The sequence below is a fragment of the Aquimarina litoralis genome, assembly GCF_019295435.1.
In the GTDB taxonomy this organism is placed as follows: Bacteria; Bacteroidota; Bacteroidia; order Flavobacteriales; family Flavobacteriaceae; genus Aquimarina; species Aquimarina litoralis_A.
Window position 1 is genome coordinate 27832 of sequence record NZ_WEKL01000033.1, and the last position, 25513, is coordinate 53344.

The following is a 25513-nucleotide window of genomic DNA, read 5'->3' on the forward strand; positions in this document are numbered from 1 at the left end:
ACTAGACCCCCGTTGGAATTTTAGAATTGGTAGTTAAATCACCTTTTTTTATATAAAGCTTTTACTTCTTCCCGACTATCAACTTCAATTTTTTTGTAGAGATTATTGATATGGGTTTTAATGGTGCTTACACTCAAAAATAATAAAGATGCAATCTCTTTATTGGTTTTCTCCTGCAGGATAAGGTCTAAAATTTTTTTCTCCTGTTGTGTAAGTCTTTTCTCGAAAGAAGTACTGGGTTTTTGCTGTTTCTTTAATTTCATAAACAGTAGAATGTTTACTGTTCCTGATAAAACTAATAGCAGTGCTATGATCCATGTCCAATAAGATGTAGTTTCTTTTTTGATAGCTACAGAAAATTTATCCGCAGCTAATTCAGTTGAATATTGGTTGGTATATGGACTATTAGGATATTGTTTTTGTAATCTTTCTAATAAATTGTCATAATACTCATTTTGTTTTAAGTCCTGAAGATAATAAGCATATAAATTATTGGACTTATTAGATAGGAAGGCGTAAATGTATAATTCTGTAAGAGGTTCTTGCTGGTTTTTTCCAAATTCCTGAAGGGTTTTGAACCACTTGATGGAATTTACTTTTCGATTGGCCTCACTTCTGTATGAACTAAATGCATATCTCATGTTTTCAATAATAGAGTCTACTTTTAGAAAAGTGTTACTTCGTTCGTTTGTAGAAATGATTTCACAGAATGCTTCTTGTTCTTTTGTAAACGGTAAGGAAATATGATCATCATTTTTAGCAATGAATAGAATTTCCTGACTATTCAAGCAAATCCCATTAAAATGAACTGTAGCGTCTTCATCAGAACAATTATCCGTATGAATACGGTACATCCGATTTTGTATGGGTAAATTATTTTCTGTAAAAACAAAATACCCTGTAGAGTCCGGACGAACTTTTTGAATGATCTGTTCTGGATAAATACCAGACATTTTTCTATAATCTTCTATAAGCGATAAGTATATATTGCTCTCCGTGTTTTCATGATCAACATATCCAGAAAATTCATATTGACCATAAACTTCAGGAAAGAAAGTTATCAGGAAGATCCATAAAATACCACGTATCCATTTCATAGAAAATATTCAGTGTATTAGAAACTAGTCGAAGATAAAAATAATTTTAAGATTGTGGTGTAACATAATAAGAGATAAGACTACCTATAATTATATTATTTAATCTATTTTTGCTTATGAGTATTTGGAGAGTTTTATTATCGATTTTTTTTCCACCACTTGCTGTTTTAGACAAAGGTTGTGGATCAATTATAATCGTACTTTTATTAACCTTGTGTGGATGGGTTCCTGGTGTAATTGCAGCACTGGTGATTATAAATAATCCTAATAAATAGTTAGTTGCCATTCACCAAATTGAAAAATGACTATATGAAAAAGGTATCCCTATTGGTACAAGTATTTTTAATGGCAATTCTTTTAGTTGGATGCCAGTTTTCTGAAGATTTACATATCAACGAAGATGGAAGTGGAAAAATATCATTCAACTTTGATGGTTCTGAGTTACTAAAAATGGCTGGAGATAAGCTAGGAGAAGGTTTAGGAGAAGAAGGAAAAGAAGGTAAAGAAGAGAAGGTCATAGATACTTTGATGGTTTTTAAGGATTTCCTTGAAGAAAAAAAGGATAGTATTGCTCAATTACCGCAAGCAGAACAGGATCGTTTGAAAAAATTAGAAGATTTCAGAATGCATATGTTTATGGATCCGAAAACAATGGAAATGAAATTTGATTTGTATTCTGAATTTAAAAATGTATCTGATTTAGGGAATATTTTTAATGATTTTAAAACAGCCTCTTCATTAGGTAGTAAAAATGCAAATAGTGCTGTTGGAGCACCAAAAGATCCATTATCCAGTACAGAAGGAGACGATCCGACTAGAGTTTCTTATACTTTTAAGGATAATAAATTCAAGAGGGTAACTGAAATTCTTGATGAAAAACAATTGAAACAAGGGTTAGATAGTTTAGAACAGATGAAAATGTTTTTAGCTAGTTCTAAATATAAAATCAAGTATCATTTCCCGAGAAAAATAAAGAAGATATCTTCTAAAGAAGCACTGTTTAGCCAAGATGGGAAAAGTTTTACATTAGAAGTTGGTTTTATTGACTATATGGAAAATCCTAAGATACTTGATGTTGAAGTAGAATTAGAAAAATAGAAAGCCTTCTTGTAGGAGACTGTTGTAGATGAATAGAATGAATAAGAAGATAGAAATACAAGAACTRGGTTTAAAAGATTTTAAAGAAACCTGGGATTATCAAGAAAAACTTTTTAAAGGTATTCTAGATACTAAAATAAAGAACCGAAGAGAAGAAGCTAATCTAGAAACGAACAACTACTTTCTTTTTGTAGAGCATCCACATGTATATACGTTAGGTAAGAGTGGGGATATTAGTAATTTGTTGTTAAACGAAGAACAACTACAACAAAAAGGAGCTACTTTTTATAAGATAAATCGCGGTGGCGATATTACTTATCATGGACCAGGACAAATCGTAGGCTACCCAATTTTGGATTTGGATAATTTTTTTACCGATATCCACAAATATCTTCGATTTTTGGAAGAAATGGTGATTCTTACTTTAGATGAATATGGAATCAAAGGAGTACGTAGTGATGGAGAAACTGGAGTTTGGCTAGATGTAGGGACTCCATTTGCACGTAAAATTTGCGCCATGGGCGTTAGAGCAAGCAGATGGGTAACCATGCATGGGTTTGCTCTTAATGTCAATTCCGATTTAGGATACTTTGATAATATTATTCCTTGTGGTATTAATGACAAAGCGGTAACTTCTTTACATGTTGAATTAGGAGTTGAAAAAGTGGATGTTTTAGAAGTAAAAGAAAAATTATTAAAGCATTTTAAAGCCTTATTTGAGGCTGACTATCTAAGGTAATTAATTAAGGTTGATACTTCTTAATAAGTTATGTGTCGTTCCATTTGATAGGTAAAATGAATATAATGGTTTTCATTATAAAAAAGTAGAATAAAAAGATGTACATTATTATTTTTGGTCCTCCTCTTGCTGGTAAAGGAACCCAAAGTAAAAGAATTATTAAAGATTTTGGACTAACTCACCTCTCTACAGGAGATGTACTTCGAGCAGAAAAATCTCAAAAAACAGAATTAGGAATAAAAGCTTCTGAATATAGTAGTAAAGGGTTATTAGCACCTGATGATTTAGTGGCAGAAATTGTTGAAAAATTCTATCACAATAACAAATCTAATAAGGGGATATTATTCGATGGATACCCAAGAAATATTGATCAAGCTAAACATCTGATGAATGTAATTGAAGGTGATGGAGGTAAAATTGATAAGGTTATATTTTTAAAAGTACCAAAAGAAGAACTTTTAAAAAGAGCAATAAAAAGAGCCGAAGACGAAAATAGAAATGATGATAGAGATAGTGAAATTGTAATAACCCGAATTAATGAATTTGGTAATTCAACGGTTCCAGCAATAAATTTTATGAGAGATTCTGGAATTGAAACTATTGAAATTGACGGAAACAAGTCTATCGACGATATCTATGAATCCATTAAAAGTGAATTAAAGTAAAAGGAAATGATATTTTAAAAACCAAGACATAGTACTATACCTTGGTTTTTAATGACTAAAAACTAAACAAATCAAATAGGTTGAGGTTGTTTTTTAATTATCGAAAAGGTCGTTGATTTCTGATCCGCTAACCGTTAGGCTATTATTTGTTAAATCTTCATCGTTATTAGCATCATTACCATCTATAAAAATATCAGGATCATAATCTATAACAATACTATAATCTGGTGGAAATTCACCTTCTGCAGGGGATGATGAATTCCAAGGCCTGGAATAACTAATAGTTATAGTTTCGCCAGGAGAGAGGATTCTGAAACCTACTGTGCCAACTAATTCTCCAGGTGCTGGCGCTCCAAGATTTCTTTGGTATAAACGTAACGCTTGTTGTCCAGAAGATGAGCTAAAAGAGGCATCTCCAATATTAGTGATCGTTCCTGTGATCGTAGCAGTCCCAGTAAAATCGTCATCTTTTACAATAGAGAATGTAATACTCGTTGCTTCAGGATCTATTTTTTCATTCTCAATGGAGTCGTCCGGACAACCGCACAACAACAAGGAGAGCGATAATACCGATAAAATTTTCAGAGTTTTCAGAGTTTTCATGATATTTTAATTACTTGGTTTCACATTTTAGTGTAACCTATAATTAAAAAGTAAACATGAAAACGGCGAAAAAACTAGTTGTTTAATTGATTTGATAAATTAGAATGCTATTTTCTTCACCTTGTACAGCAAATTCCAGATTTTGATCTTTATCCATATTTCCTAGACTAATAATAGAGTTCCCATATACTGGGAAATTAGGGAATAGTTCAGCATTGCTATCATATAAATACACTTTTTTAGACTGAACATCCGTTATGGCTACATAAATCTTATTATTAATGTAAAATATTTGTGGTTTTGTATAAACTCCATAATCAAGCTCTAACGTATTCTCTTTAATAGATAATTTATTCTCTGAAAAAGTAACCAAAGTTTTATTGGTAGATACTAATGAGCAATCAGCATTCAGCTCTTTATCAATAATAGTAACTGAGCCATCTGATTGAATCTGAATTAATTTTCCATCTTTAGTGGTGGATGTAAATTTATTTTGATACTGCTGCCACTGATTTTGAGAAAAATCGATGTTTTGCTTTACATCCACACGAGTTCTTCCTAAACGATCTAAAATATTGATTTTTCCATTTTCTTCAGAAATTATAATATAATCCTTGCTGCCTATTCTAATATGTTTTGGTGGTAATATCAAATTACTTTCAGTTCCTTTAAACCCAAAGCCAGTTACTACTTTTCCTTCTGCATCCAGCATACTAACTTTGTTTCCTTGCGTAACTACAATGCGATAACGTTTGTTTTTATCGTAATCAAATAAAGAAATAGGTTGTGTAATGGCTTCTTCAAACTTTTTAGGGTGTGAGGTTACATCTTTACCGTCTCTATCAACTAAATACAAGGTTGTTTCTGTGTTAAACAATAATTGATACCTTCCATTTTTATAAATATCAATTTGTTGAATGTCACCCATTATAGCTCCGTTAATCTGCTTTTTCCAGAAAATACTTCCTTTGTCAGAAATTAAATATAGGTTGTTGTCCACATCCTGAACAGCAATATCCATTCCTTTAGTTCGATGATTTTTAACTAAAATTGGCGTGTTCAGAATTTTATTTTCTAAAGTAGTTGATGTGGATTGCGTTACCGAAGTAGCGGATCCTTTAGAAATGTTTTTCTGTAAAACACCATGAATATGTGCGAAATTATTTTCTTTGATCAGTTGTAACGCACCAATTTGATATCCTTTAGTTTTTGATTCATTCCATTGTTTCTGTTTCGACTCTTCTGCATTCAAGCTAATATATTCTTTTAAGTGCTTAACAGTTCCGACTAATAATATTGAAGACTCATCAGAAAGTTTTTCCAGTGTATTTGAATAATAGGGTTGTTCTTGTAATACAGTCTTATTAAGGATATTGGCAATAATCGTTTGTAGTGCATTTTTAGATGAACCAAAGACAAATTGGTTTTCGGATACAAAATAAAATTTAGGATCGAATTCAGGTATTAAAGGTTTTAATAAGCCTGAAAATGTGGTGCTTTCTTCATAACTGAATATGTTTATATCTCTATAAGTTCCAGAAGGACTACCCGCTAATTGTTCTAAAGTATTTTCTGGTGCTAACGAAGTAAAAGTTAGCACTTGATCATTTTCTAAAAAGATCATTCCAATTTCAGAGATTCCAGAGAAGAGCTCATCTAAATCATCTGGAATATTTTCTATTTCTCGTTCCTGTGCTAAAGCTAGATTCTTTTTTAGGGTGTAAAAATCATCATATGTATATGAAACAAAACCACTAGCAGTAGTTGGTGTGATATTAGCAATGCGGTTTTCTTGGGCAATAGTGTTGTCAAAAATACCAATAGTAGTAGATAGAGAATCCTTTTCTATAGCAATTCCATCAATGTACAATGCATTTTGATCCAGTTTGGTATCTACAGAAATCCATCCACTAAAATTTGAAAGTGCGGTCAAGTCTTTGTTTGGTAGTAAAGAATTATGAATTTCTTTTAATTGTTTTCCATTGGCTAGAACCGAGACAGGATTTTTAGCGTCAGAAACATCATAAGCCTTTATAAGGTCATCACTAACCGGAATTTTATTTTCTTGTTGTCGAATCGCATTTTCAACAAGTATTTGAGAAGATGAGGCAATTAGTAAACTATCTTGTTTGGTAGCAAAAAAGGTATCATTTCCAGAAGTGACTTTGTGTATAGTCTTATTGGAATAACTAATGTTTTCTATTGTTTTGTTAGCTAATGAGTCCTTGTTTATAATCGTTGGATCGTACTTAGAAATAAAGGTGTATTCAAAATCATTTTTACCAATAGGAGAAAAACATAATAAACCTTTGGATTCATTAATTTGGTCTAAAATTGGTAACTTCTTAAAATAGGTAAACAAATCAAGATTTTTGTTCTTTTTGAAAAAATCATTATCCCTCAGCATGTTTTTTGTTTGCTCTAGATCATTGATTTTTATAATTACCTGCGCATCTTTAGKGATGTAATCAATAAGTGTGTTTGGTTTTTCGGTAGTAGTATTACAAGCTAAAACAATTGTGGATAGTAGAATTACAACTATTTTTTTCATGTGTTTGTTTTCCTTTTTTTGTTCTTGGTTTATAACAGTTTGGTTGTTTCTGTGTAGCCTAACTAATTGTATTTTGGTGTCAAAGATAATTATTTGAACTCTAGTGATAGTTGTTCAGGTAATAATCTAAAACTTTTTCTGTGGTATTTTGTAACCCCATATTTTCGGATTGCTTCTCTATGCTCCGCGGTCGGATATCCTTTATTTTTTTTCCAATTATACATGGGAAATTCTTCATGTATCTTCTCCATATATTCATCTCTATACGTTTTTGCCAGAACAGATGCAGCAGCAATATTTAAATATTTACCATCTCCTTTAATAACGCATGTATGAGGTATATTATGATACGGTTTGAATTTATTTCCATCTACAGAAATATGTTCGGGTTGAGGTGTTAATTGAGCAATAGATCTTTGCATTCCCAGTATAGATGCATTTAAAATATTGATCTTATCAATCTCTTCCATATAAATATGTGTCACACCATAGGTAATAGAACAGTCTTCTAATAGTGGTCTTAACTGTTTTCGTTTGGCTTCGCTAAGCTGTTTAGAATCGTTTAAGACGGAATTACTGAAATCATCTGGTAAAATAATTGCTGCGGCGGTTACAGGTCCTGCAAGGCAGCCACGTCCAGCTTCGTCTGTACCACATTCAATGAGTTCAGGTTTTAATTTTAATTTGAGCATGTTACGAAGATAATGTAAGAACAGAACATCAAAAAACTATTTTTAAGAATCCGGAAAAAAACTTAGTAGTAAAACGAACAATTCATTACCATTGACTTTCGTTAAAAAAGTATATTTTTGCCAACAGTTTACGATATAGATGAAAAAGAATTTAGTATTTATAATCATACTTCTTATTGGATCCACAGCATTTGCTCAAGAAGGAAATGGAAAAAAGTTAGATAAAGAAGGAGCAAATACACTGCAATCCTCTGATGTTGCCCCAAAAAACAGGAAGTCCTTCGCTGCTAATAAAGCAAAAAGTAAACCACCTATTACAGATTATAAGATTATAAGTATCAAGAACGATACAACTTTTGTAGATACTACCTTAACCATACAAAGAGATTATAACTTCAATTATTTAAGAAGAGATGATTTTGGTTTGCAACCAATCAATAATGTTGGTCAAACCTACAATAGTTTAATTAAAGTAGAAGAAAGAGATCATTTACTACCTCTTTTTGGAGCGAGAGCAAGGCATTTTAACTTCATGGAAGCAGAAGATATTATGTACTATAATGTTCCGACTCCACTAACTGAGTTGTATTTTAAAACTACTTTTGAGCAAGGACAACAATTGGATGCATTTCTAACCGTAAATACTTCTCCTAGACTCAATCTTTCAATTGCTTACAAAGGAAATAGATCATTAGGAAAGTATCAGCATGCGTTGACTAGTACCGGTAATTTTAGAGCTACAGCAAATTACAGAACAAAGAATGATAGATATAGCATAAGAACACATTTTGTTTCACAAGACCTGTTAAACGAAGAAAATGGAGGACTTTCTGCAAGAGGTTTAAATCAATACCTAAATAATACTACAGAATTTGCAAATGAAGCTGATGAATTTGCCGATAGAGCATCCATAGAGGTTAATTTTGAAAATGCAGAAAGTATCTTATTGGGCAAAAGATTTTATCTGAATCACAAATATGCTCTTATAAAAAAGACAGATAGTACAAATACAAGTGTTGATGTTGGACATATTTTAGATATTACTGATAAATCTTTTCAGTTTGATCAAGCTGCTCCGAGTGATCTCTTTGGAGAATCGTATGATTCTGGTGCTTTAGTGGATAAAGCAGCTTTAGAAGATTTTAGTAATCAGTTATTTGTAAATGTTACCAATAATTGGTTGGGTAGTTTAACGGTAAATGCAGGTTTCTCTGACTATAATTACGGATATAATACTATCCTTACTTTAGAAGATGGTACAGATATTACCAATAGAATTAAAGGGAATATGTTTTCTGTTGGAGGATCCTATCAGAAAAACTATAAAGGTTTTCAGCTAGCTGCTGATGCAAGGTCAATCCTATCAGGGGATTTTGATGGCAATTACCTGAATGCTTCTGCTGGATATCAACTTGGTGATTATGGATTGAGACTAGGACTAAGTTCTAGTTCTTCTGCTCCAAATTATAATTTTCTATTATACCAAAGCGATTATGTTAGTTATAATTGGCAGAATTACAATAATGCCAATGAAACTAACAATTTTAAGAATGTAGAAACACAAAAAATTCATGCTAACGTCCAAATCAAAAATTGGGCAAACTTAGACGCAAGTTATTCTACAATTAATAATTATACCTATTTCACTAAAAACAATGATTCTATTACAATTCCTGAGCAATACAATGGGAATTTGAATCTTCTAAAACTTAAACTGAGTAACAGCTTGAGTTTCTTCGGTTGGTTAGGTTTAGATAACTCTATTGTTTATCAAAATGTGAGTAATGCTACAAATGTGGTAGATGATATTACTGGTGCAGGCACACAAAGAACTTTTGAGGTTTATAATGTGCCTAATATTGTAACTAGAAATTCTTTGTACTATCAGGATTATTGGTTTAAAAGAGCATTGTACTTGCAAACAGGAGTTACTTTTAAATATTATTCTGAATATGACGCAGATGGATACGATCCAGTACTTTCAGAGTTTTATGTACAAAGTCCTAATGAGATTCGATTTTTTGATGACACAGATAAAAGTGATGCTGCAGGAGACACTGCGCAGACTTTTGGTGGTTTTCCCCAATTTGATATCTTTTTCAACGCTAGAATAAGACAGACAAGGATTTATTTCAAAGTGGAAAACTTTGGTGAAGCCTTTCAGCAGAATAATGAGTTTTCTGCGCCTGGATATGCTCCAAGAGATGCTGTGATTCGTTTCGGTTTAGTATGGAACTTCTTTCTCTAATGTATTTAAGTTTTTAGAAATAAAATCTTAGATTATTTACTACAAGATCAAATCAAAATATTCTTCAATATACTAGGCTTTTACATGCATTTTGTGAATAATACTGTTATGATGGATATAATAAACATAACGTAATGTAATCTTTCCATGGCCTCATAATTACACCAAAATAAGATTTTGAGATATTTTTGATGAATTATTAAAGCTAATTCTTGTTCTTCCACTCCTCTAATAGTCAATTGCCAATAATTGACACAGCAAAACTTAGTTTAGGGGAATATTCTCCATATTAAAATTAATACTTACGAAAACGTTGTATTAAAAAATCCATTAAAAGTATTTTTTTGCTAAAAAACGTTAAGAAAAAATAATATTTAACATGATATATGTATTGAAAAAATCTATAATGCGTAGTTAAAGTGTTTGTATGAGTATTTAAGGTGTTTACGGATAAAGATTGTAGTTTAATTTATTGGTTATCAGTGTTTTGATTTTTTTTGGATTTTTGAAAATTTAAGAATAATATCTCGTTTGTATATATAAAGTTAAGATTGATAAATCGCTAAATTAAGGTTAAGTTTATTGTAGCTTTGACAAAATAAATGTGAAAAAACGATTAAATATTTATTTGTCTTTTCAGCTAATAGTTTTAACCTAATGAGGAATATTTTATTTTTTGTATTAATTTTTTTTACACAATTGTCCATTGCACAGGAAAATACAGTGTCGGGAAAAACTGTAGATTCAAGGACTGGAACACCATTGCCTTTTGTAAACATTATCAATAAATCAAAAAACACCGGAACAACTTCCGATTTCGATGGTGTTTTTTCTATTGAAGCAGAGAAAGGAGAAACACTAGAGTTCACCTCGATAGGTTTTAAAACAATAACGATAGTAGTTAGTGATACAGCAACTTTGGATATTCAAATGGAAGAAGATGTTGCCGAGCTAGAATCGGTTGTTGTGATTGGTTATGGATCTCAAAGAAAGAAGGAGATAACAGGTGCAGTAAGTATTGTTGGGGATGATGTAGTTAGTGAACTACAACCCCAAATAGCTACAGAAGCATTAAGAGGTACTGTAGCTGGAGTTGAAGTATCTCAACAAGGAGGAAATCCTGGAGCTGCTTTTAATATTAATATCAGGGGTATCTCATCTAACAGTAACAATAGACCAGATATCTATGTTGATGGAGCATTGACAGATTTTAATAATATCAATCCAGATGATATAGAAACTTTTACGGTACTCAAAGATGCGCAAGCAGCAATCTATGGTAGTACTGCTGCAAATGGTGTAATTCTTATCACTACAAAAGCAGGAAGGAGAGGTCAGAAGCCCAAAGTTTCCTACAGTAATTACTATGGATTTCAACAAGTAACCAAAAAAATCAATGTGCTCAATGCAACAGAGTACGCTTTAGTTCAAAATGAAAAATTTGTGAATGGTGGTGATCCGATAAGATTTCCAAATGTCGCAGCTTTAGGAAGAGGAACGGATTGGCAAGAAGAGATTTTTAATACTGCGGCTGTTTTTAATCATTCATTGAGTGTTAGAGGCGGCGGTGATAAGTATACCTATCTTTTAAGTGGTGCTCATTTAGAACAAGAAGGAGCAGTTGGTGGAGATAAAGCAAGATATCAAAGAGATAATGTACGTTTAAAATCTGATCTGTTTTTTTCGGATAGATTTAAAGTGAGTACTGATATTAATTATTTGTATACTGAGAATGGAGGGATTTTTGCAAACGGTTTAGGTTCTGTAACCTTTAATGCATTAAATTCTGAACCCACAATTCCTGTAAGAGATCAAAATGGTGTACTTAGTTTAGGATCAGCAGAAAGTTCTAACGAAGTATATAATCCATTAACACAGATTGAAAATACATTTAATGAATTCAGCCAAAATCGTTTTTCCGGTTTCCTTAATTTAGAGTACAAAGTTTTAGATAATCTAGAGGTTGTAGGAAGATTAAATATTACCAATCAATCTGGAAAGCAACGATCTTTTACGCCTTCATTTTTCTACGGTCCAGGAAAGACTGCCAATGTAGATCCTCAAGAAAATACTGTTTTTGAACAAGTAGATACTAATAATAATTATGTGTTTGATTATTTTGCTACCTATAGCAATACATTTTTTGAGGATCATGATGTTACATTAACTGCAGGAGGAAGTGCCCAACGCTTCTGGGGATTTGGGTTTAATGGAGTAGCATTTGATATTCCTTTTAATTCATTTGAGTTTGCAATCCTAAGTAATGGACGTCCTTTTTCTCCATCTATAGAAGATGATGAGCGTCCTAATCCAGATAATTTATTCGGGAGATTTGAATATGCAAATACACGTTCTTCATTATTCGGAAGGTTTCAATACGGTTTCAAAGATAGATATTTAGTATCTGCAGTATTCAGAAACGATAGGTCTTCCTTATTTGCTCCAGGTTTTGAGTCCGCAGATTTCTTTGGTGTTACTGCAGGATGGGTGGTTTCTGATGAACCGTTTATGGAAAATACAGGTGTTACTCTTTTAAAACTTAGAGGAAGTTATGGAGAGTTAGGAAATGATAAAGCGTTAGAAACAAGACAAGGAGTTTTTAACTTTGACTTACAAGGTGAAGGAGAGTTTCCAATAAATGGTGGTAACACGATTATAAGAGGTGCAGCTCCAGGATCTCTTGGAAATCCTTTTCTAAAATGGGAAGTAGCAAAACAGTTTGATGTAGGTTTTGATCTGCAACTTTTAGACGGTAAGTTTAATTTCATATTCGATTATTTTATCAAGGATACAGAAAATCAAATTGTAGATGTTGATGTTTCTGGTATTTTAGGTGGTGGTACGGCAGGAGCGGTTGTTGCACCCCAAAATGTAGGGGACATTCGTAACGAAGGTTTTGAATTCTCGGCAGATTATTCATTCAATATTGGAAATTTAGAAATTGGATTAGGAGGAAATCTTACTATCATCGAAAATGAAGTTACTAGAGTAATCGGAGGAGAATTTATTGAACAAAATGGTTTTAGACTTGGACAAGCAGCTGCAAGATTTCAAGAAGGATTGCCAGTAGGTTCATTTTATGGATTGCAAACCGCAGGAATATTTCAAACCCAAGAAGAAATTGATAACCACGCTACATATAACTTAGGAGCAACTCCTGCTCCAGGAGATTTGATTTTTGTTGACACTAATAACGATGGAGTAGTAGATAATGATGATAGAACATATTTGGGAGATCCACTGGGAGATTTTACCTATGGTCTTAATTTGTCTTTGAACTACAAAGGAATTGACTTTTCTATACGAGGATTCGGATCTCAAGGGAATGAGTTATTAAGATCATATGAAAGAGATAATCCATTCGTAAACCAACTGGATTATGTACTAGGTAGATGGACAGGTCCAGGAACTAGTAATGAAATACCAAGATTAACAACAGAGACCACTAATAATGGATTGCTATCGACCTTTTTCGTAGAAGATGCTTCTTATTTTAGAATAAACAATATTCAATTAGGCTATAGTATTCCAGTAGACAGTTTTAAGGCAATCAATTTAGAAAAATTAAGAATATATGTGTTAGCTACCAATCCATTTACTTTTACTGAGTATCGTGGGTACGATCCAGCAGCACAATCAGGAAACATTATAACAAGAGGAGTCGATAATGGTTTTTATCCAGCGGTAAGTACTTATACGATGGGCCTTAATGTTAATTTTTAAAAAAAAAGAGTAGCAAATGATAACTATAAAGAAAACAAGAAACACATATTTAGCTTTGACTTTGTTCATTGGCTTTGCCCTGATACCATTATCTTGTAGTGAAGATTTTACAAATGTCGAACAAGAATTTGAAGTTGGTGTAGATGAATTTTTTCTCGAAGATGAAGCCTTTTTCGAACTACTAATAAGTGCCTACGACCCATTATCTTTTAGTTGGCAAACTCAACTTTTTGGAGAATTTATGTCGGATAACTCCATAGTTGCTGGAGAGGATGGCTGCCAAGATATACCTGAGTTTCAAAGGTTAGGTACCTTAACGTTTACAACCACAAATATTGCCGTAGCAAGATTATGGGATTCTCTTTTTGGTGGAGTCTTTAGAGCTTCTTTTTTTCTTGATAATGCACAGACGAGAGAATTTGAGAATAAAGATGTTTTTATTGCCGAAGCACGTTTTTTAAGAGCCCTTTTTTATTTTGAGTTAGTACGTAATTTTGGAGGCGTACCTTTAAAAGAATCCCGTTTTTTGCCAGGTGACGAAACTTCAATCCCTAGAAGTTCTATCGAAGAGACTTATGATTTTATTGAAAATGATTTAAATGCAGCTATTCCAGATTTGCCAATGTCACAAGCAGAAATAGGTCGAGTGACGAAAGCAGGAGCCATGGCTTTATTAGGAAAAGTAAAATTATATCAAGAAGACTGGGATGGAGCTATTGAAGCACTAACTCCAGTTACTTCAATGGGATTTGCACTCTTACCTAATTTTGGAGATGTTTTTACCACAGAAGGAGAGAATGGCGTAGAATCAGTTTTTGAAATACAATACTCTAATGCCGAAGCTGGTAATTGGAACAATTGGCAAGAAAATGCACAAAGCGAAGGGAATATAGCAGCATTCTTTTCAGGACCTCGATTAAGTGGTGATCCGATATATGATGCAGGCTTTAGTTTTAATATTCCTCAAGCTGATCTTGTAGATCTTTATGAGCTTACCGATACCAGAAAATCAGCAACTATTTTGAATCTATTTGAATATTTAGGAGTAACCACTGAACAAGAACTTATTGATAGCGCTGTGGAATATACGCCTGGTTGTGGGACAGATACAGGAGTGTATTATAATAAAATTATTCCAAGAACTGGTGAGATAGATGGAGGTAATCAATTCGCAAGATCTCCTTACAATCATAGATATATACGATATGCAGATGTATTATTGATGTTAGCCGAAGCACATAATAGAAGTGCTACGTCAAATGAGAATTTAGCTAAAAGTTTTCTTCGTCAGGTGGTGGATAGAGCACATGGAAGTGGAGTAGTAAGTATTCCAGAATCAGGAGTACAACTTACAGAAAGAATTTGGGAAGAAAGAAGATTGGAATTTGCTGGAGAAGGAGATAGATTCTATGATTTAGTGAGAACAGGACAAGCGACCAGTAGGCTTCCAGGTTTTGAAACAGGAAAGCATGAGTTATTTCCGATACCAGAAGATGAAATTCTATTCTCTCAAGGAAATTGGGGACAAAATCCTGGTTGGTAATAAATTAATTAAGAAATGAAAATGAAAAAAAATAAATTAGTTTTAGCCCTTATGTTGTTGACCTTGTTTATTAGTTGTCAGCAAGATGATAGTAACACCGCATTTATAGAAAATGCGGAAGAAGCTTCAGTTTCTGACGTGTTGTTTTCTATTGCAGATGATAATTCTGGTGAAGTAACAATTACTCCTTTGGGGTCTAATGTAACATCTTTTGAATTGTTTTTTGGAGATGATGATACGAACTCTGTATTTCTTACCAATGGTGAAAGTGCAAAACATACGTATACCGAAGGAACATATGAAATAACAGTTTTGGCATACAATACAATAGGGCAAATCACGGAATATAAGGAGAGTCTAGATGTGTTTTTTAGAGCACCAGAGAATCTTACTTTCCAGGTAATTCCGGATAATACGGATTTTCTTACCTATTCCGTACAAGCAAATGCAGACTTTGCAACATATATAGAAGTGTATTTTGGAGAATTTACCAATGAATTTATCCAAATAGCTCCAGGAGATACTGCTACTTATACCTACCAAGCAGAAGGGTCTTACAACTTAACTATTATAGCGTATAGCGGAGGAGCAGCTATTACGCAAGATATGGGAACTATCGATGTTTTTGCTCCTCAAGAATTAGAAATTACTTTTGATGATCCTAATGGTATGTACACCTTTAATACTTTTGGAGGAAACCAAACAGTAACAGTAATAGATAATCCTGATGTGGTAGGTAATCTAAGCCCGAAAGCTGTACAGTGGATTGATGGAAGCCCAAGCGAAGTATGGGCAGGAGCAGCGATGAGTCTCGAGAATAGCATAAATTTTGGAGAAGGTACCATCTTTACTATGAAAGTTTGGTCTCCAAATGCAGGAATTCCTTTTAGGATTAAAATAGAAAGTCTGGATGATGCCAATCTTGCTGTTGAGTTAGATGCTTTTACAACTACAACAAATGCCTGGGAAGTTCTAACATACGATTTTGCAGCTACAGATTATGCAACGCAGTTTGCCAATAATCCTGCAAATAATTTAGTGATATTTCCCAATTTTGGAACTGATGGAGGTGATATTACTTACTTTATTGATAATATCATACAAGGAGATCAATCCTTGGATGTAGTATTGCCTATTTTACCAATGGATTTTGAGAGTAGTGCAGGTACATTTAATCTATTTGGATTTGGAGGTTCTCCCACCGAAGATGCTGTTGGTCAAGTTATAGATAATCCAGATATGTCAGGTATCAATACTTCTTCGAGAGTAGCCTCTTTGAACAAGCCTGTTGGATCAGAAGTATGGTCTGGAGTAGCAATACCTTTAAGAGATAATTATTCCATTGATTTTTCGAGTTCTACATTGATAAGTGTAGATGTATGGTCTCCTAGAGCAGGAATTCCTGTATTGTTTAAAGTAGAAAATGCTGCTGGAGATGCTGCTGAAATATCCGTAATGACAACAGCCGCGAATACTTGGCATACCTTAACATATGATTTAAATAATGCTCCAGGTTTTAATAGTTCTATAGAGTATACACAAGTGGACTTATTCTTTGATTTCGGAACAGCCGGAATGGGAGAGGTGTTCTACTTTGATAATATCAGACAATAATTTTAATGCAATTTATGAAAATGAAAAATTTTAAATATATATATAGCATTGGTGTCCTTTCACTTCTTTTTACCATTTGGAGTTGTCAAGAAGAGGAATTTGAATTTGGAGAGTTAAGCGCTCCTAAAATTAACTCAGTTACTGCGAATGTAGCGAGTCAGGGAGATCCAGATTATGGAACGGGAAATGTGTTTTTTGATTTGCAAGGGGAAGATATTATAACGTATATCGTATATACTGGAGATGGAAGATCTGAAACTTTCAGATTTGATGGAAATTCACAAGCAATGATTAATTATGCTGCACCAGGAATTAATACATATACCTATACGATAATTGCTGTCGGAATTGCTGGAACTACTTCTTCCACAACCGGAGAAGTAACTGTTTTTACGGATTTAGATGATACCACCAAAGCTATTTTTGGATTGTTGGCAGGAAGTACCACTGCTGATTCTTCTAAAGTTTGGAAGTTAGATGCAGGTGATGAACCTGGATTTTACGGAGTTGGACCTGGTGGTAGTAATGTTCCTGTAAACGAAGGTGATCTGGTATTTTGGTGGGCACCAACATCTGCAGATTTCAATGAAGATTGCTTGTTTAATGATGAATTAACCTTTCACTTCAATTTAGAAAACTTTACGTTATCCATGTCTACCGACAGTATGGGAGATACTTGGTATCATGATGATTATACACCAGGAATTCCTGGCGGAAGTGATACTGCTGAATGTATAGAGAATATGCCTCCTGCTATTTCTGCCGCAATCGTAAATGCAAACTCTGAATTGTTACCCGAATTTACTACAGATAAGGCAATCGAACTTGGAGGAGATGGTTTTATGGGATTGTATATTGGAAACGCAGCACGTAGATACGAAATATTATCCATAGACTGCAATCTAGTTGCACTAAGGATATTCTTTTTTGATGATGATGAGAACAGGGAAAACGCTTGGTATTTAAGATTTAGAGCGGTAGAAGATGCTACCGACTGCGGAATTACATTACCTAATTAAAAAATTGCATAAAAAATTAAATATGAAAAAAGTTGTAAATTATATATTCGTTTGGATTTCATTATCCTTTGTGTCTTGCAATGAAGATAATGAAGTTTTTCAGGTAACAGGTCCTAGCAGTTTATCCGTGACTATTGAGGTGGTTGGTCAGACCACAGAGATGCCCGATGGTGATGGATCTGGAATAGTAAATATTACGGCAACTGCTTCAGGAGCTGTGAAATATGATTTTTACATTAATAATACAAGAAGAGCTTCTACATTAGATGGGAAATATACTCATACTTTTGACGCAGTTGGTGTAAATCAAAATGATATTAGAGTGGAAGCCATTGCCGCTTCTGGAGGAATTTCTGAAAACACTAGAAGTGTGAGTGTTTTTAAAGAAGAGGAAACAACCGATGGAGATCTTATAATTTCGGGTCCACTTCCAGGGCAATCATTAGTTTGGTCAGATGAGTTTGAAGGGACTAGTTTGAATACCTCTAATTGGGTTTATGAAACTGGTGATTTAGGAGTAAATAATGAGTTGCAACGTTATACTGATAGAAGCGATAACCTAGTCGTAGAAGATGGATTACTTAAAATAACTGCAAAAGCAGAGCAGTTAGATGGAAACGCCTATACTTCGGCAAGAATTAAAACTCAAGGACAACGCGAATTCAGATTCGGAACCATGGAAGCTAGAATTAAATTAGCTTTAGGACAAGGAACTTGGCCAGCTTTTTGGATGCTTGGTGCAAATATTGATGAGGTGGGATGGCCGACCTGTGGAGAAATCGATATCATGGAATATGTTGGAAGAAATCCAATACGAACGTATTCTAATGTTTTCTTTCCTGGTAATACTGGTGCGGATAATACAACTTCCAGATTTTTGGATGTTGAAGGTCTTGATGAAGGGTTTCACATTTTTAGAGCAGAGTGGGATACCAATAAAATTGTTTTTAAAGTTGATGGTGTAGAATATAATACATTCACAATTGAAGATGGATTGCCATTTAGAGATGACTTTTTCTTTATTCTTAATGTAGCTATGGGTGGTGACTTTGGAGGTGCTGTTTCACCAGATTTTACAGAAGCCACAATGGAAGTGGATTATGTGAGAGTATATCAATAAAACTTAAAAGTTAAGAGTTTCAATAAATTAGATTAGTTGTTTTAAAATGCTGGAGAGAATATGTTTTATATTCCTCCGGCATTTTTTCTTCCCTTTATTTAAAAGCTTTTATAAATTTAAAATTGTTTTTTGATTAAATTTTGAAGACTTCAATTACTCCATTCTCCATTTGATTTTAATTCATTCGAAGAATGTAACGAGATCCTAATACTAGATCTTACTCATGCTAAAAAGGAGTTTTACGAAATTGAAGTTTTAGAAATCAAATGTTTTGAATTAGAAAAAATCAACAATAGAGATGAATTTCTAGTGCTTTGTAAGTACGGTGATGCTATCGTTATTAATAGTTGTCAAATAATGCTCTTGATTTTTAATGACAATTTTTTCTATATCTCTAGCTGGACCTTGAATTTCAAATGTGCTGTTTTTGTCTGGTGCAAAATTTCCTTTTTGATCATTTATCAATAGTAAACCATGAAAAGCGTCCAATCTGGAAAGTTGTGTGTTAAGCTCATAATTATTCCCTGATATCAATATGTCCAGATAAGAGTCATTATTAAAATCATCAATGTACATGGTATTGATACATGAAATTTGAGCTTCTTTGGGAAGGTATTTCTTTTCAAAATTCCCTTTTCCATCATTAATGAAATAACAACTTTGTAATTCAGTAACTCTTTTCTTGATGGCAGTATTGATTTTTTGTTGAGGTAAATATTCTGAGAATTTTGCTTTTGCAAACTTCGTATAAGACAAGTGCTTTTTGTTAATTACCGGCATCTGCTTGCTAAGCTCATCTTTATTATTAAAAACAGTTTCTGTTCCTTGATAAAAGTGAGTCATTATAGGATCCATTTTTCCATTATCGTCAAAATCATTTAATAATAAAGTTATAGGTTCTTCTGGACTAGCGGTTAGTCTAGTGTTAAGCCCCCAGTTTCCAGCAATAATATCCAAATCTCCATCCTTGTCAATATCACTAGTCTTCACAGAATTCCAAAAACCCAAGGTGTTTTTTATGGTATAATTTGGATCTAACTTGAAACTTTTATTTTGATTAATAAATATTTGGATGGGCATCCAATATCCAGCGACAATAAGATCTGGAGTTCCGTCATTGTTAATATCTGAACATGAAATATCCTGCACCAAACCAATTGACTTAAATTCTGGTGCTACTGTGTTAGTAACATCAGTATAATTACCAAAGCCATCATTTTCAAATACATAATTTTGAGGATTCATACCAAATGCACCTGGAATACTATTCGATCCGACAATAATATCTTGATCTTGATCACCATCAAAATCAATAGATTTGACAACGGAAGCATTTAGCGAAATGTTTTGAAAGCTATTCCTATCTTTTTCAAAAATTCCGTTGTTATTTTTAAAGTAAAGAATTGAAAGATTTTTGGACAATGTACCAACCTCATTACCACCATTTACAATAATTAGATCCAGGTCATTATCATTATCAGTATCTATAAAAATATTATCAGTGTTTTCAGAATCATAGGTTCCATTAATTTCAGGTATAGTAGCAGAAACAAAAGTTCCATCGTCTTCCTGTATAAATAATTTGGCTGGTTTCCCTTTTGCCGCTCCGACAAAAAAATCTTCCTTCGAATCATTGTTGATATCACCGACTGTAATTTCTGGTCCCTGATTGGTATTCATATACGGGATCAAAATTTCATGATTAAATTCATTATAGTTATTGTCATTGTGGCGATAAGGAATTTTTAAAGTAGAATTTGATAAATTAGATTTAGAATTAGGAGATAGGTGCGAGTTATAAAAGTTTCCGCCCGATTGGTTTTTATCTATTTTTAGATGTTGGTTGGTAGCAACATTTTGCATTTTCTGGAAATTTCCTCCAGGCCAAATAATAAAAAGCGAATCTACCGAAGTCGCATTGCCTAAACCTAAATGCATAGTAGGAGCTACACCAGAGATATATCCTCGAGAGGGATACAATTCTTGAGTGATTGTTTGATTTTTAGCATAGGCAATTACCTTAGTGCCAATTCCAAATCTATTGTTTTTTGAACCTTTCAATTCAAGAGTTAAGAAAGCGCGTTCTGGATATAACTCATCTGATTTATTTTCCAGAATCATAGCAGATTCATTAACATTGTTAGTGACTAAATCTAGATCTCCGTCATTGTCGAGATCCGCATATACAGCTCCATTGCTGTAAGATGGTTTTTTTTCAAACCAATCTTCTGTAGCATTTTCAAAATTAAAACCATCTTTATTTTTAAATAAATAGTTAGCAGTATGTTTTTTAGGAAGTTTGTCTACTAACTTTAAATCATTTTCAGACATTTTTGTGCTAATCTGATTAGAAATAATCCCGTTAGAAATAAAACTTACAAAATCTTTGTCATTAGTAGCACCATAAATTCCGTTGGTTACATAAATATCTTTAAGCCCATCATTGTCCAAATCGGCAAAAAGTCCGGCCCAAGACCATTCTGTTCCAGATATACCTGCTTGAAATGAAATATCACTAAAATTTAAATTTCCAATATTAACTTGTAAAGTGTTTCGGATAAACTGTGGGTGATATCCTTTTCTCATATATTGATGGAAATTTTGATAGTTCATATCACTTTCAGTAGTTTTTAAACTTAACAAATCATCAGAAAGCATGTCTAAAGAGAGGATATCCATTCGCCCATCATTATTAAAATCGGCGATATCATTACCCATTGAAAAATTGGTTGTATGTCCTAGTTTTTTGAAGTCTTGAGATAAAATATCTTTAAAAGTTCCGTTTTTTTGATTGATGTATAGATAATCGTTTTCAAAAAAATCATTACCCACATAAATATCTGGATAGCCATCATTATTGATATCACTAACACCAACACCCAATCCATAGCCAATGATACTGCTAAAAATATTAGTCTCTGTAGTAGCATCTCTATAGAAACCATTATCATTTATGAAAAATTTGTCACCAGCTAAAGAATCTTTTACCAATCGTTTTTTAGCATCACCATAAGTTCTTTTGGGATATACGGAATAATGTAACACATATAAATCAAGATCTCCGTCAAGGTCATAATCCAGAAAAGCTGCTTGGTTAGAAAATCCAATAATATCCAGACCGTATTTTTTAGCTTCTTCTTTGAAGATTGGAATGCCATTTTTGTCAACTCCTTGGTTTACGAATAAAAGATTTTTACCTTTTTTATTTCTATGTTTCCCAAGCTTTGAAACATAAATATCCAACCATCCATCATTATTGATGTCAACATTAGTGACTCCAGATGACCAGCCATCATTGTTTCTTATTCTGGATATTTCTGTAATGTCATCGAACTTGAAGTTTCCTTTGTTTAGATATAATTTATCACTCTCCATATTGGCAACAAAATATAAATCTTGTAATCCATCATTGTTAAAGTCGGCACTAGTTACTCCAGCTCCTATGTAAAAATACAAGTAATTAAGAGCATTCCATTCTGAAGTATTCGTTAATTTATTTGAGAAGTCTACAGAGGTATAATTCGGATCTTTGAGTATAAATAATTTTTGTTGTTTTTGTTGTCCACAATTTAGAAATAATAACAATGAGCTTAGGTACCATAAAATGGTAGTTTTTGATCTTTTCATTCGTTTAAAAAACTTGTGTTTTCAGTATATTTAAAAATAAGGTTTTAGCAAGTGAATTACCATAATTTGCAGGTTTTTTTTCTAGATTTTGATATATTAAAATAATAGATCAGTTTATACTCGATTATCATAGTTTTTTAAAGGGTTTTTCAAGGATTTTTAGTATATTTGAGATACTACCTTTTAGCGTAAATACAGCGTTTAATGAATCGTACTTGCATTTTATTTTTTTTACTACATTTTTTTTCGTTCTCCCAATCAATTGAAAACAAAATTTTGTATCAAATCACCCATTATGATACCAAAAATCTAGGTTTTGGAGCGCAATCTTGGGATATAGAACAAGATGAAAATGGAATTATTTATATAGCTAATGAAAATCAGGTTTTGATATACGATGGAAGTGAATGGAATTCTGTTGAAACAAATAATGCAATGGCAAATAGAAGTCTATTTGTTAAAAATAAGGATTCGATTTATTTCGGAGCAGATGGTCGTTTTGGATTGTTGAAAAATGAAAATAATGGATACGATAAGTTTGAAATTTCCCTATTAAATAATACTAATAAATCCCTCTCAGATGGAGCTGAAGAGTACTGGAGAATACATGAAGTGAATAATGAAATAATTTTCCAAACCTTCAGTAATTTCTATATTAATCAAGGTAATGTGATTACTAAAATACCTGCGCCCTGCTGTTTTAGATGGAGTTATATGGTTGATAAAGAACTGTATGTAAATGACTATGAAGAAGGTGTTTTTAAGCTTTCGGAAACCAGTCTTTCTAAAGTGTATGATAATGACGAATTGAATGGAAATATTATAGGTGTTTTTAATTGGAAAGATAGTTTAGTGCTTATTACGGATACAAAAGGTTTATATCTTCTAAAAGATGGAGAAACTACTTTGCTCGAATTTTCTAGATCCACTGAAATAAATAAAGCTCAGATTTTTTCCTTTCTAAAATTGGATGACGGTAGAATAGCATTGGGTACAGTAACTAACGGATTATATATTGTTGATCTGGATTCAGGACAGGTAGAGAATATTAATAAATTAAAAGGGCTTCAGAATAATACGATACTTTCCATTTTTCAAGATGACGAGCATAATCTGTGGTTGGCATTAGATTATGGTATTGATCATATTAAACTTAATTCCTCTTTAAAGTATTACTACGATTACTATGGATTGTTGGGAACTACATATGCCGCAGTTAAAGATGAAGATTTCTATTATATAGGAACTAATCAAGGATTATACTTGTTAGAAGAAGAGGTTTCAGAGGAGGAAGAAGATTTTGAACTTTTGTTAAATGGACAGGTATGGAATTTATCGACTATCGATGATGAGATATGGGTAGGCCATGATAACGGAGCTTATCTTGTTAAAGATAGAGATCTTTTGAAAATAGGAGTAACGAAAGGAGCTTGGGATTTTAGGAAATTTGAATTCGAAGAAAAAGAGTTTGTATTGTCACCAAATTATAATGGAGTTGCATTATACCAAAAAGAAGTTGATACTTGGAAAGAATATAAGTTAAAGGGGTTTGCTAAATCGGTCAGGTATTTAGAAGTTGATAAACAGGGTTATATATGGCTGGCGTTACGATCAGAGGGAGTGTTTAAATTCAAACTAGATTTGGGAAATAAGAGTTTGATCCAACAAGCTTTTTTTCCACTTAATGATTTTGAAGGTGCTGTATTGTCATTATCAAAAACAAGTAAAGGTATTGTTATCACATCTGGTTTTTATTCATATACCTATAATTCAAAAAATAATTCCTTTTCAAAAGAAGAATTAGGGTTAGATAAAGGATATGCTCCTAAGATCATAGAGAGAGATGAAGAGACTTGGTATGTTGATAATGAAAGCGTAGTTCTTGATAATGGAAAAGAGTTGGTAAATCTGGAAGAACTCCAAAATCAACTTGTTCCAGATGTCCTGAATATTTTTGAATTAGATAAAGACAAGGAGATCATTCCAATATATAGCGGTTTTTCGGCATATGTTAGAAATAATGAAGTTTCTGTAAAAAATTCTAGAAATGAAGTTATTATTAGAGACTTTGAATCTGTAAATAATGGTGTTTCTTATGCTAAAAATTCAGAAATTCCTTTTAAAGATAATGATCTTAAAGTAAAATATGCATTACCGCTATATGGTAAAAAGGTGTTATATCAGTCTAAAATTAATAATGAGGATTGGAGTGAATGGACAGTGTCAAAGGAAAGAACATTGTATAATTTAATTGAAGGAGATTATGAGTTTAGTGTGAGAGCAAAATATGACGACCTTACGAAAGAGTCTTCTTTCTCCTTTAAAATTAATCCACCGATTTATAGAACATCATTAGCGTATGTACTATATGTTTTACTTTTTCTAAGTATGGTTCTTATAGGGATCACTATCAGTAGGTATAAAATGAAAAAGCAGAAAAATAAACTACTAAAGTTGAAAGAAGAAAAACTTCTGAAACAACAAGAGGAGTACAAAGCACAGAAAATTGAGCAAGAACGAAAAATTGTTGAGCTCAAGAATTCTAAGTTAGAAGATGAAATAAAGGCGAAAAGTAGAGAGCTCACTCAAGTAGCTTATGTGAATCTCAATAAAAATAAAATTTTAAAGAAGATTAGAGATAAGATTATAAAGATTCAGGAGTCACCATCAAATTCAAGATCACATGAAGGTAACTATATGGACCTCCGGAGACTTGTAGAGTATTATATAACAGATAAAGAAAGTAGGATATTTAAAATTAACTTTGACAAGTCGCATCAGGAATTTTATGAAAGGCTTTCTAAAGAGTATCCAAGCTTAACTTCAAAAGATCTAAGATTGTGTGCTTATCTTAAAATGAACTTATCTTCAAAGGAAATAGCACCTCTTTTAGGTATTAGTCCTCAGAGTGTTGATGTAAATAGACATAAACTTCGTAAAAAACTCCACTTAGATTCGGAGGATAATTTGACAAATTTTCTAATGGTTTTTTAGATTTTGTTTATGCTGTTTTGGTTATTTGAATTCTTTTGTAATTTTTTTTGATGTGTAAAGTTAATGTTTAGAGGGTTTTACAAAAAGGTTAAAAAAAAGTTGTTTTTTTTTGTTGTTGAAAAGAAAAAGGGTTGTATGTTTGCACCCGCAAAACGGGATAAGTTTTGTTAGTTCATTGAG

At 32.7% G+C, this 25513-nt stretch carries 16 protein-coding genes; 11 read left to right on the top strand and 5 right to left on the bottom strand.

All coding sequences use genetic code 11. The features are described from left to right. Positions 1–38: 38 nt before the first annotated feature. The gene (locus tag GBO31_RS16450; RefSeq protein WP_219009453.1) at positions 39–1097 is read right to left on the bottom strand and encodes a LuxR C-terminal-related transcriptional regulator; all 1059 of its coding nucleotides are present in this window, start codon (positions 1095–1097) and stop codon (positions 39–41) included. Between the two features lie 116 nt (positions 1098–1213). Here GBO31_RS16450 and GBO31_RS16455 point away from each other — a divergent pair, with 116 nt between their 5' ends. The 4 genes from GBO31_RS16455 to GBO31_RS16470 all read left to right on the top strand — a co-directional run bounded on the left by GBO31_RS16455 (position 1214) and on the right by GBO31_RS16470 (position 3599). Beyond that, entirely contained in the window at positions 1214–1372 is a 159-nt protein-coding gene (locus GBO31_RS16455) for a YqaE/Pmp3 family membrane protein (protein WP_081415682.1), read from the top strand. 34 nt (positions 1373–1406) lie between these two features. Then, the gene (locus GBO31_RS16460; RefSeq protein ID WP_219009454.1) at positions 1407–2195 is read left to right on the top strand and encodes a hypothetical protein; all 789 of its coding nucleotides are present in this window, start codon (positions 1407–1409) and stop codon (positions 2193–2195) included. A 37-nt stretch (positions 2196–2232) separates the two neighbouring features. Continuing rightward, positions 2233–2934, top strand: a complete 702-nt coding sequence (gene lipB, locus GBO31_RS16465) for a lipoyl(octanoyl) transferase LipB (RefSeq protein WP_219009455.1) — start codon at positions 2233–2235, stop codon at positions 2932–2934. A 98-nt stretch (positions 2935–3032) separates the two neighbouring features. Next, a complete protein-coding gene (locus GBO31_RS16470; protein ID WP_219009456.1) occupies positions 3033–3599 on the top strand; it encodes an adenylate kinase family protein in 567 nt (188 codons plus the stop codon). 93 nt (positions 3600–3692) lie between these two features. Here the strand turns inward: GBO31_RS16470 and GBO31_RS16475 are convergent, their stop codons facing one another. The 3 genes from GBO31_RS16475 to GBO31_RS16485 form a co-directional block, all read right to left on the bottom strand. Beyond that, positions 3693–4202: a protease inhibitor I42 family protein gene (locus GBO31_RS16475; protein ID WP_219009457.1), complete on the bottom strand. Its 510-nt coding sequence runs from the start codon at positions 4200–4202 to the stop codon at positions 3693–3695. Positions 4203–4284: 82 nt separating this feature from the next. Continuing rightward, a complete protein-coding gene (locus GBO31_RS16480; RefSeq protein ID WP_219009458.1) occupies positions 4285–6753 on the bottom strand; it encodes a ribonuclease HII in 2469 nt (822 codons plus the stop codon). An 89-nt stretch (positions 6754–6842) separates the two neighbouring features. After that, positions 6843–7445 (bottom strand): ribonuclease HII, encoded by a 603-nt coding sequence (locus tag GBO31_RS16485; RefSeq protein ID WP_219009459.1) that lies wholly within the window; start codon positions 7443–7445, stop codon positions 6843–6845. Positions 7446–7584: 139 nt separating this feature from the next. Between GBO31_RS16485 and GBO31_RS16490 the strand changes: the two genes are divergently transcribed. From GBO31_RS16490 to GBO31_RS16515, 6 genes are all read left to right on the top strand, one after another. Next, positions 7585–9693 (top strand): putative porin, encoded by a 2109-nt coding sequence (locus GBO31_RS16490; protein ID WP_219009460.1) that lies wholly within the window; start codon positions 7585–7587, stop codon positions 9691–9693. 657 nt (positions 9694–10350) lie between these two features. Then, complete coding sequence (locus GBO31_RS16495) at positions 10351–13416, top strand: SusC/RagA family TonB-linked outer membrane protein (protein ID WP_219009461.1); 3066 nt, start codon at positions 10351–10353, stop codon at positions 13414–13416. Positions 13417–13432: 16 nt separating this feature from the next. Beyond that, entirely contained in the window at positions 13433–14959 is a 1527-nt protein-coding gene (locus tag GBO31_RS16500) for a RagB/SusD family nutrient uptake outer membrane protein (protein ID WP_219009462.1), read from the top strand. 21 nt (positions 14960–14980) lie between these two features. Then, positions 14981–16573: a hypothetical protein gene (locus GBO31_RS16505; protein WP_219009463.1), complete on the top strand. Its 1593-nt coding sequence runs from the start codon at positions 14981–14983 to the stop codon at positions 16571–16573. Positions 16574–16593: 20 nt separating this feature from the next. After that, positions 16594–17592, top strand: a complete 999-nt coding sequence (locus GBO31_RS16510; protein ID WP_219009464.1) for a hypothetical protein — start codon at positions 16594–16596, stop codon at positions 17590–17592. Positions 17593–17614: 22 nt separating this feature from the next. Continuing rightward, on the top strand, positions 17615–18712 hold the full coding sequence (locus GBO31_RS16515) for a glycoside hydrolase family 16 protein (RefSeq protein ID WP_219009465.1): 1098 nt from the start codon (positions 17615–17617) through the stop codon (positions 18710–18712). 306 nt (positions 18713–19018) lie between these two features. Here the strand turns inward: GBO31_RS16515 and GBO31_RS16520 are convergent, their stop codons facing one another. Continuing rightward, positions 19019–22339, bottom strand: a complete 3321-nt coding sequence (locus GBO31_RS16520) for a VCBS repeat-containing protein (RefSeq protein WP_219009466.1) — start codon at positions 22337–22339, stop codon at positions 19019–19021. Between the two features lie 276 nt (positions 22340–22615). On the opposite strand from GBO31_RS16520, the gene GBO31_RS16525 reads away from it, so the two are divergent. After that, entirely contained in the window at positions 22616–25333 is a 2718-nt protein-coding gene (locus GBO31_RS16525; protein ID WP_219009467.1) for a helix-turn-helix and ligand-binding sensor domain-containing protein, read from the top strand. Positions 25334–25513: the final 180 nt, after the last annotated feature.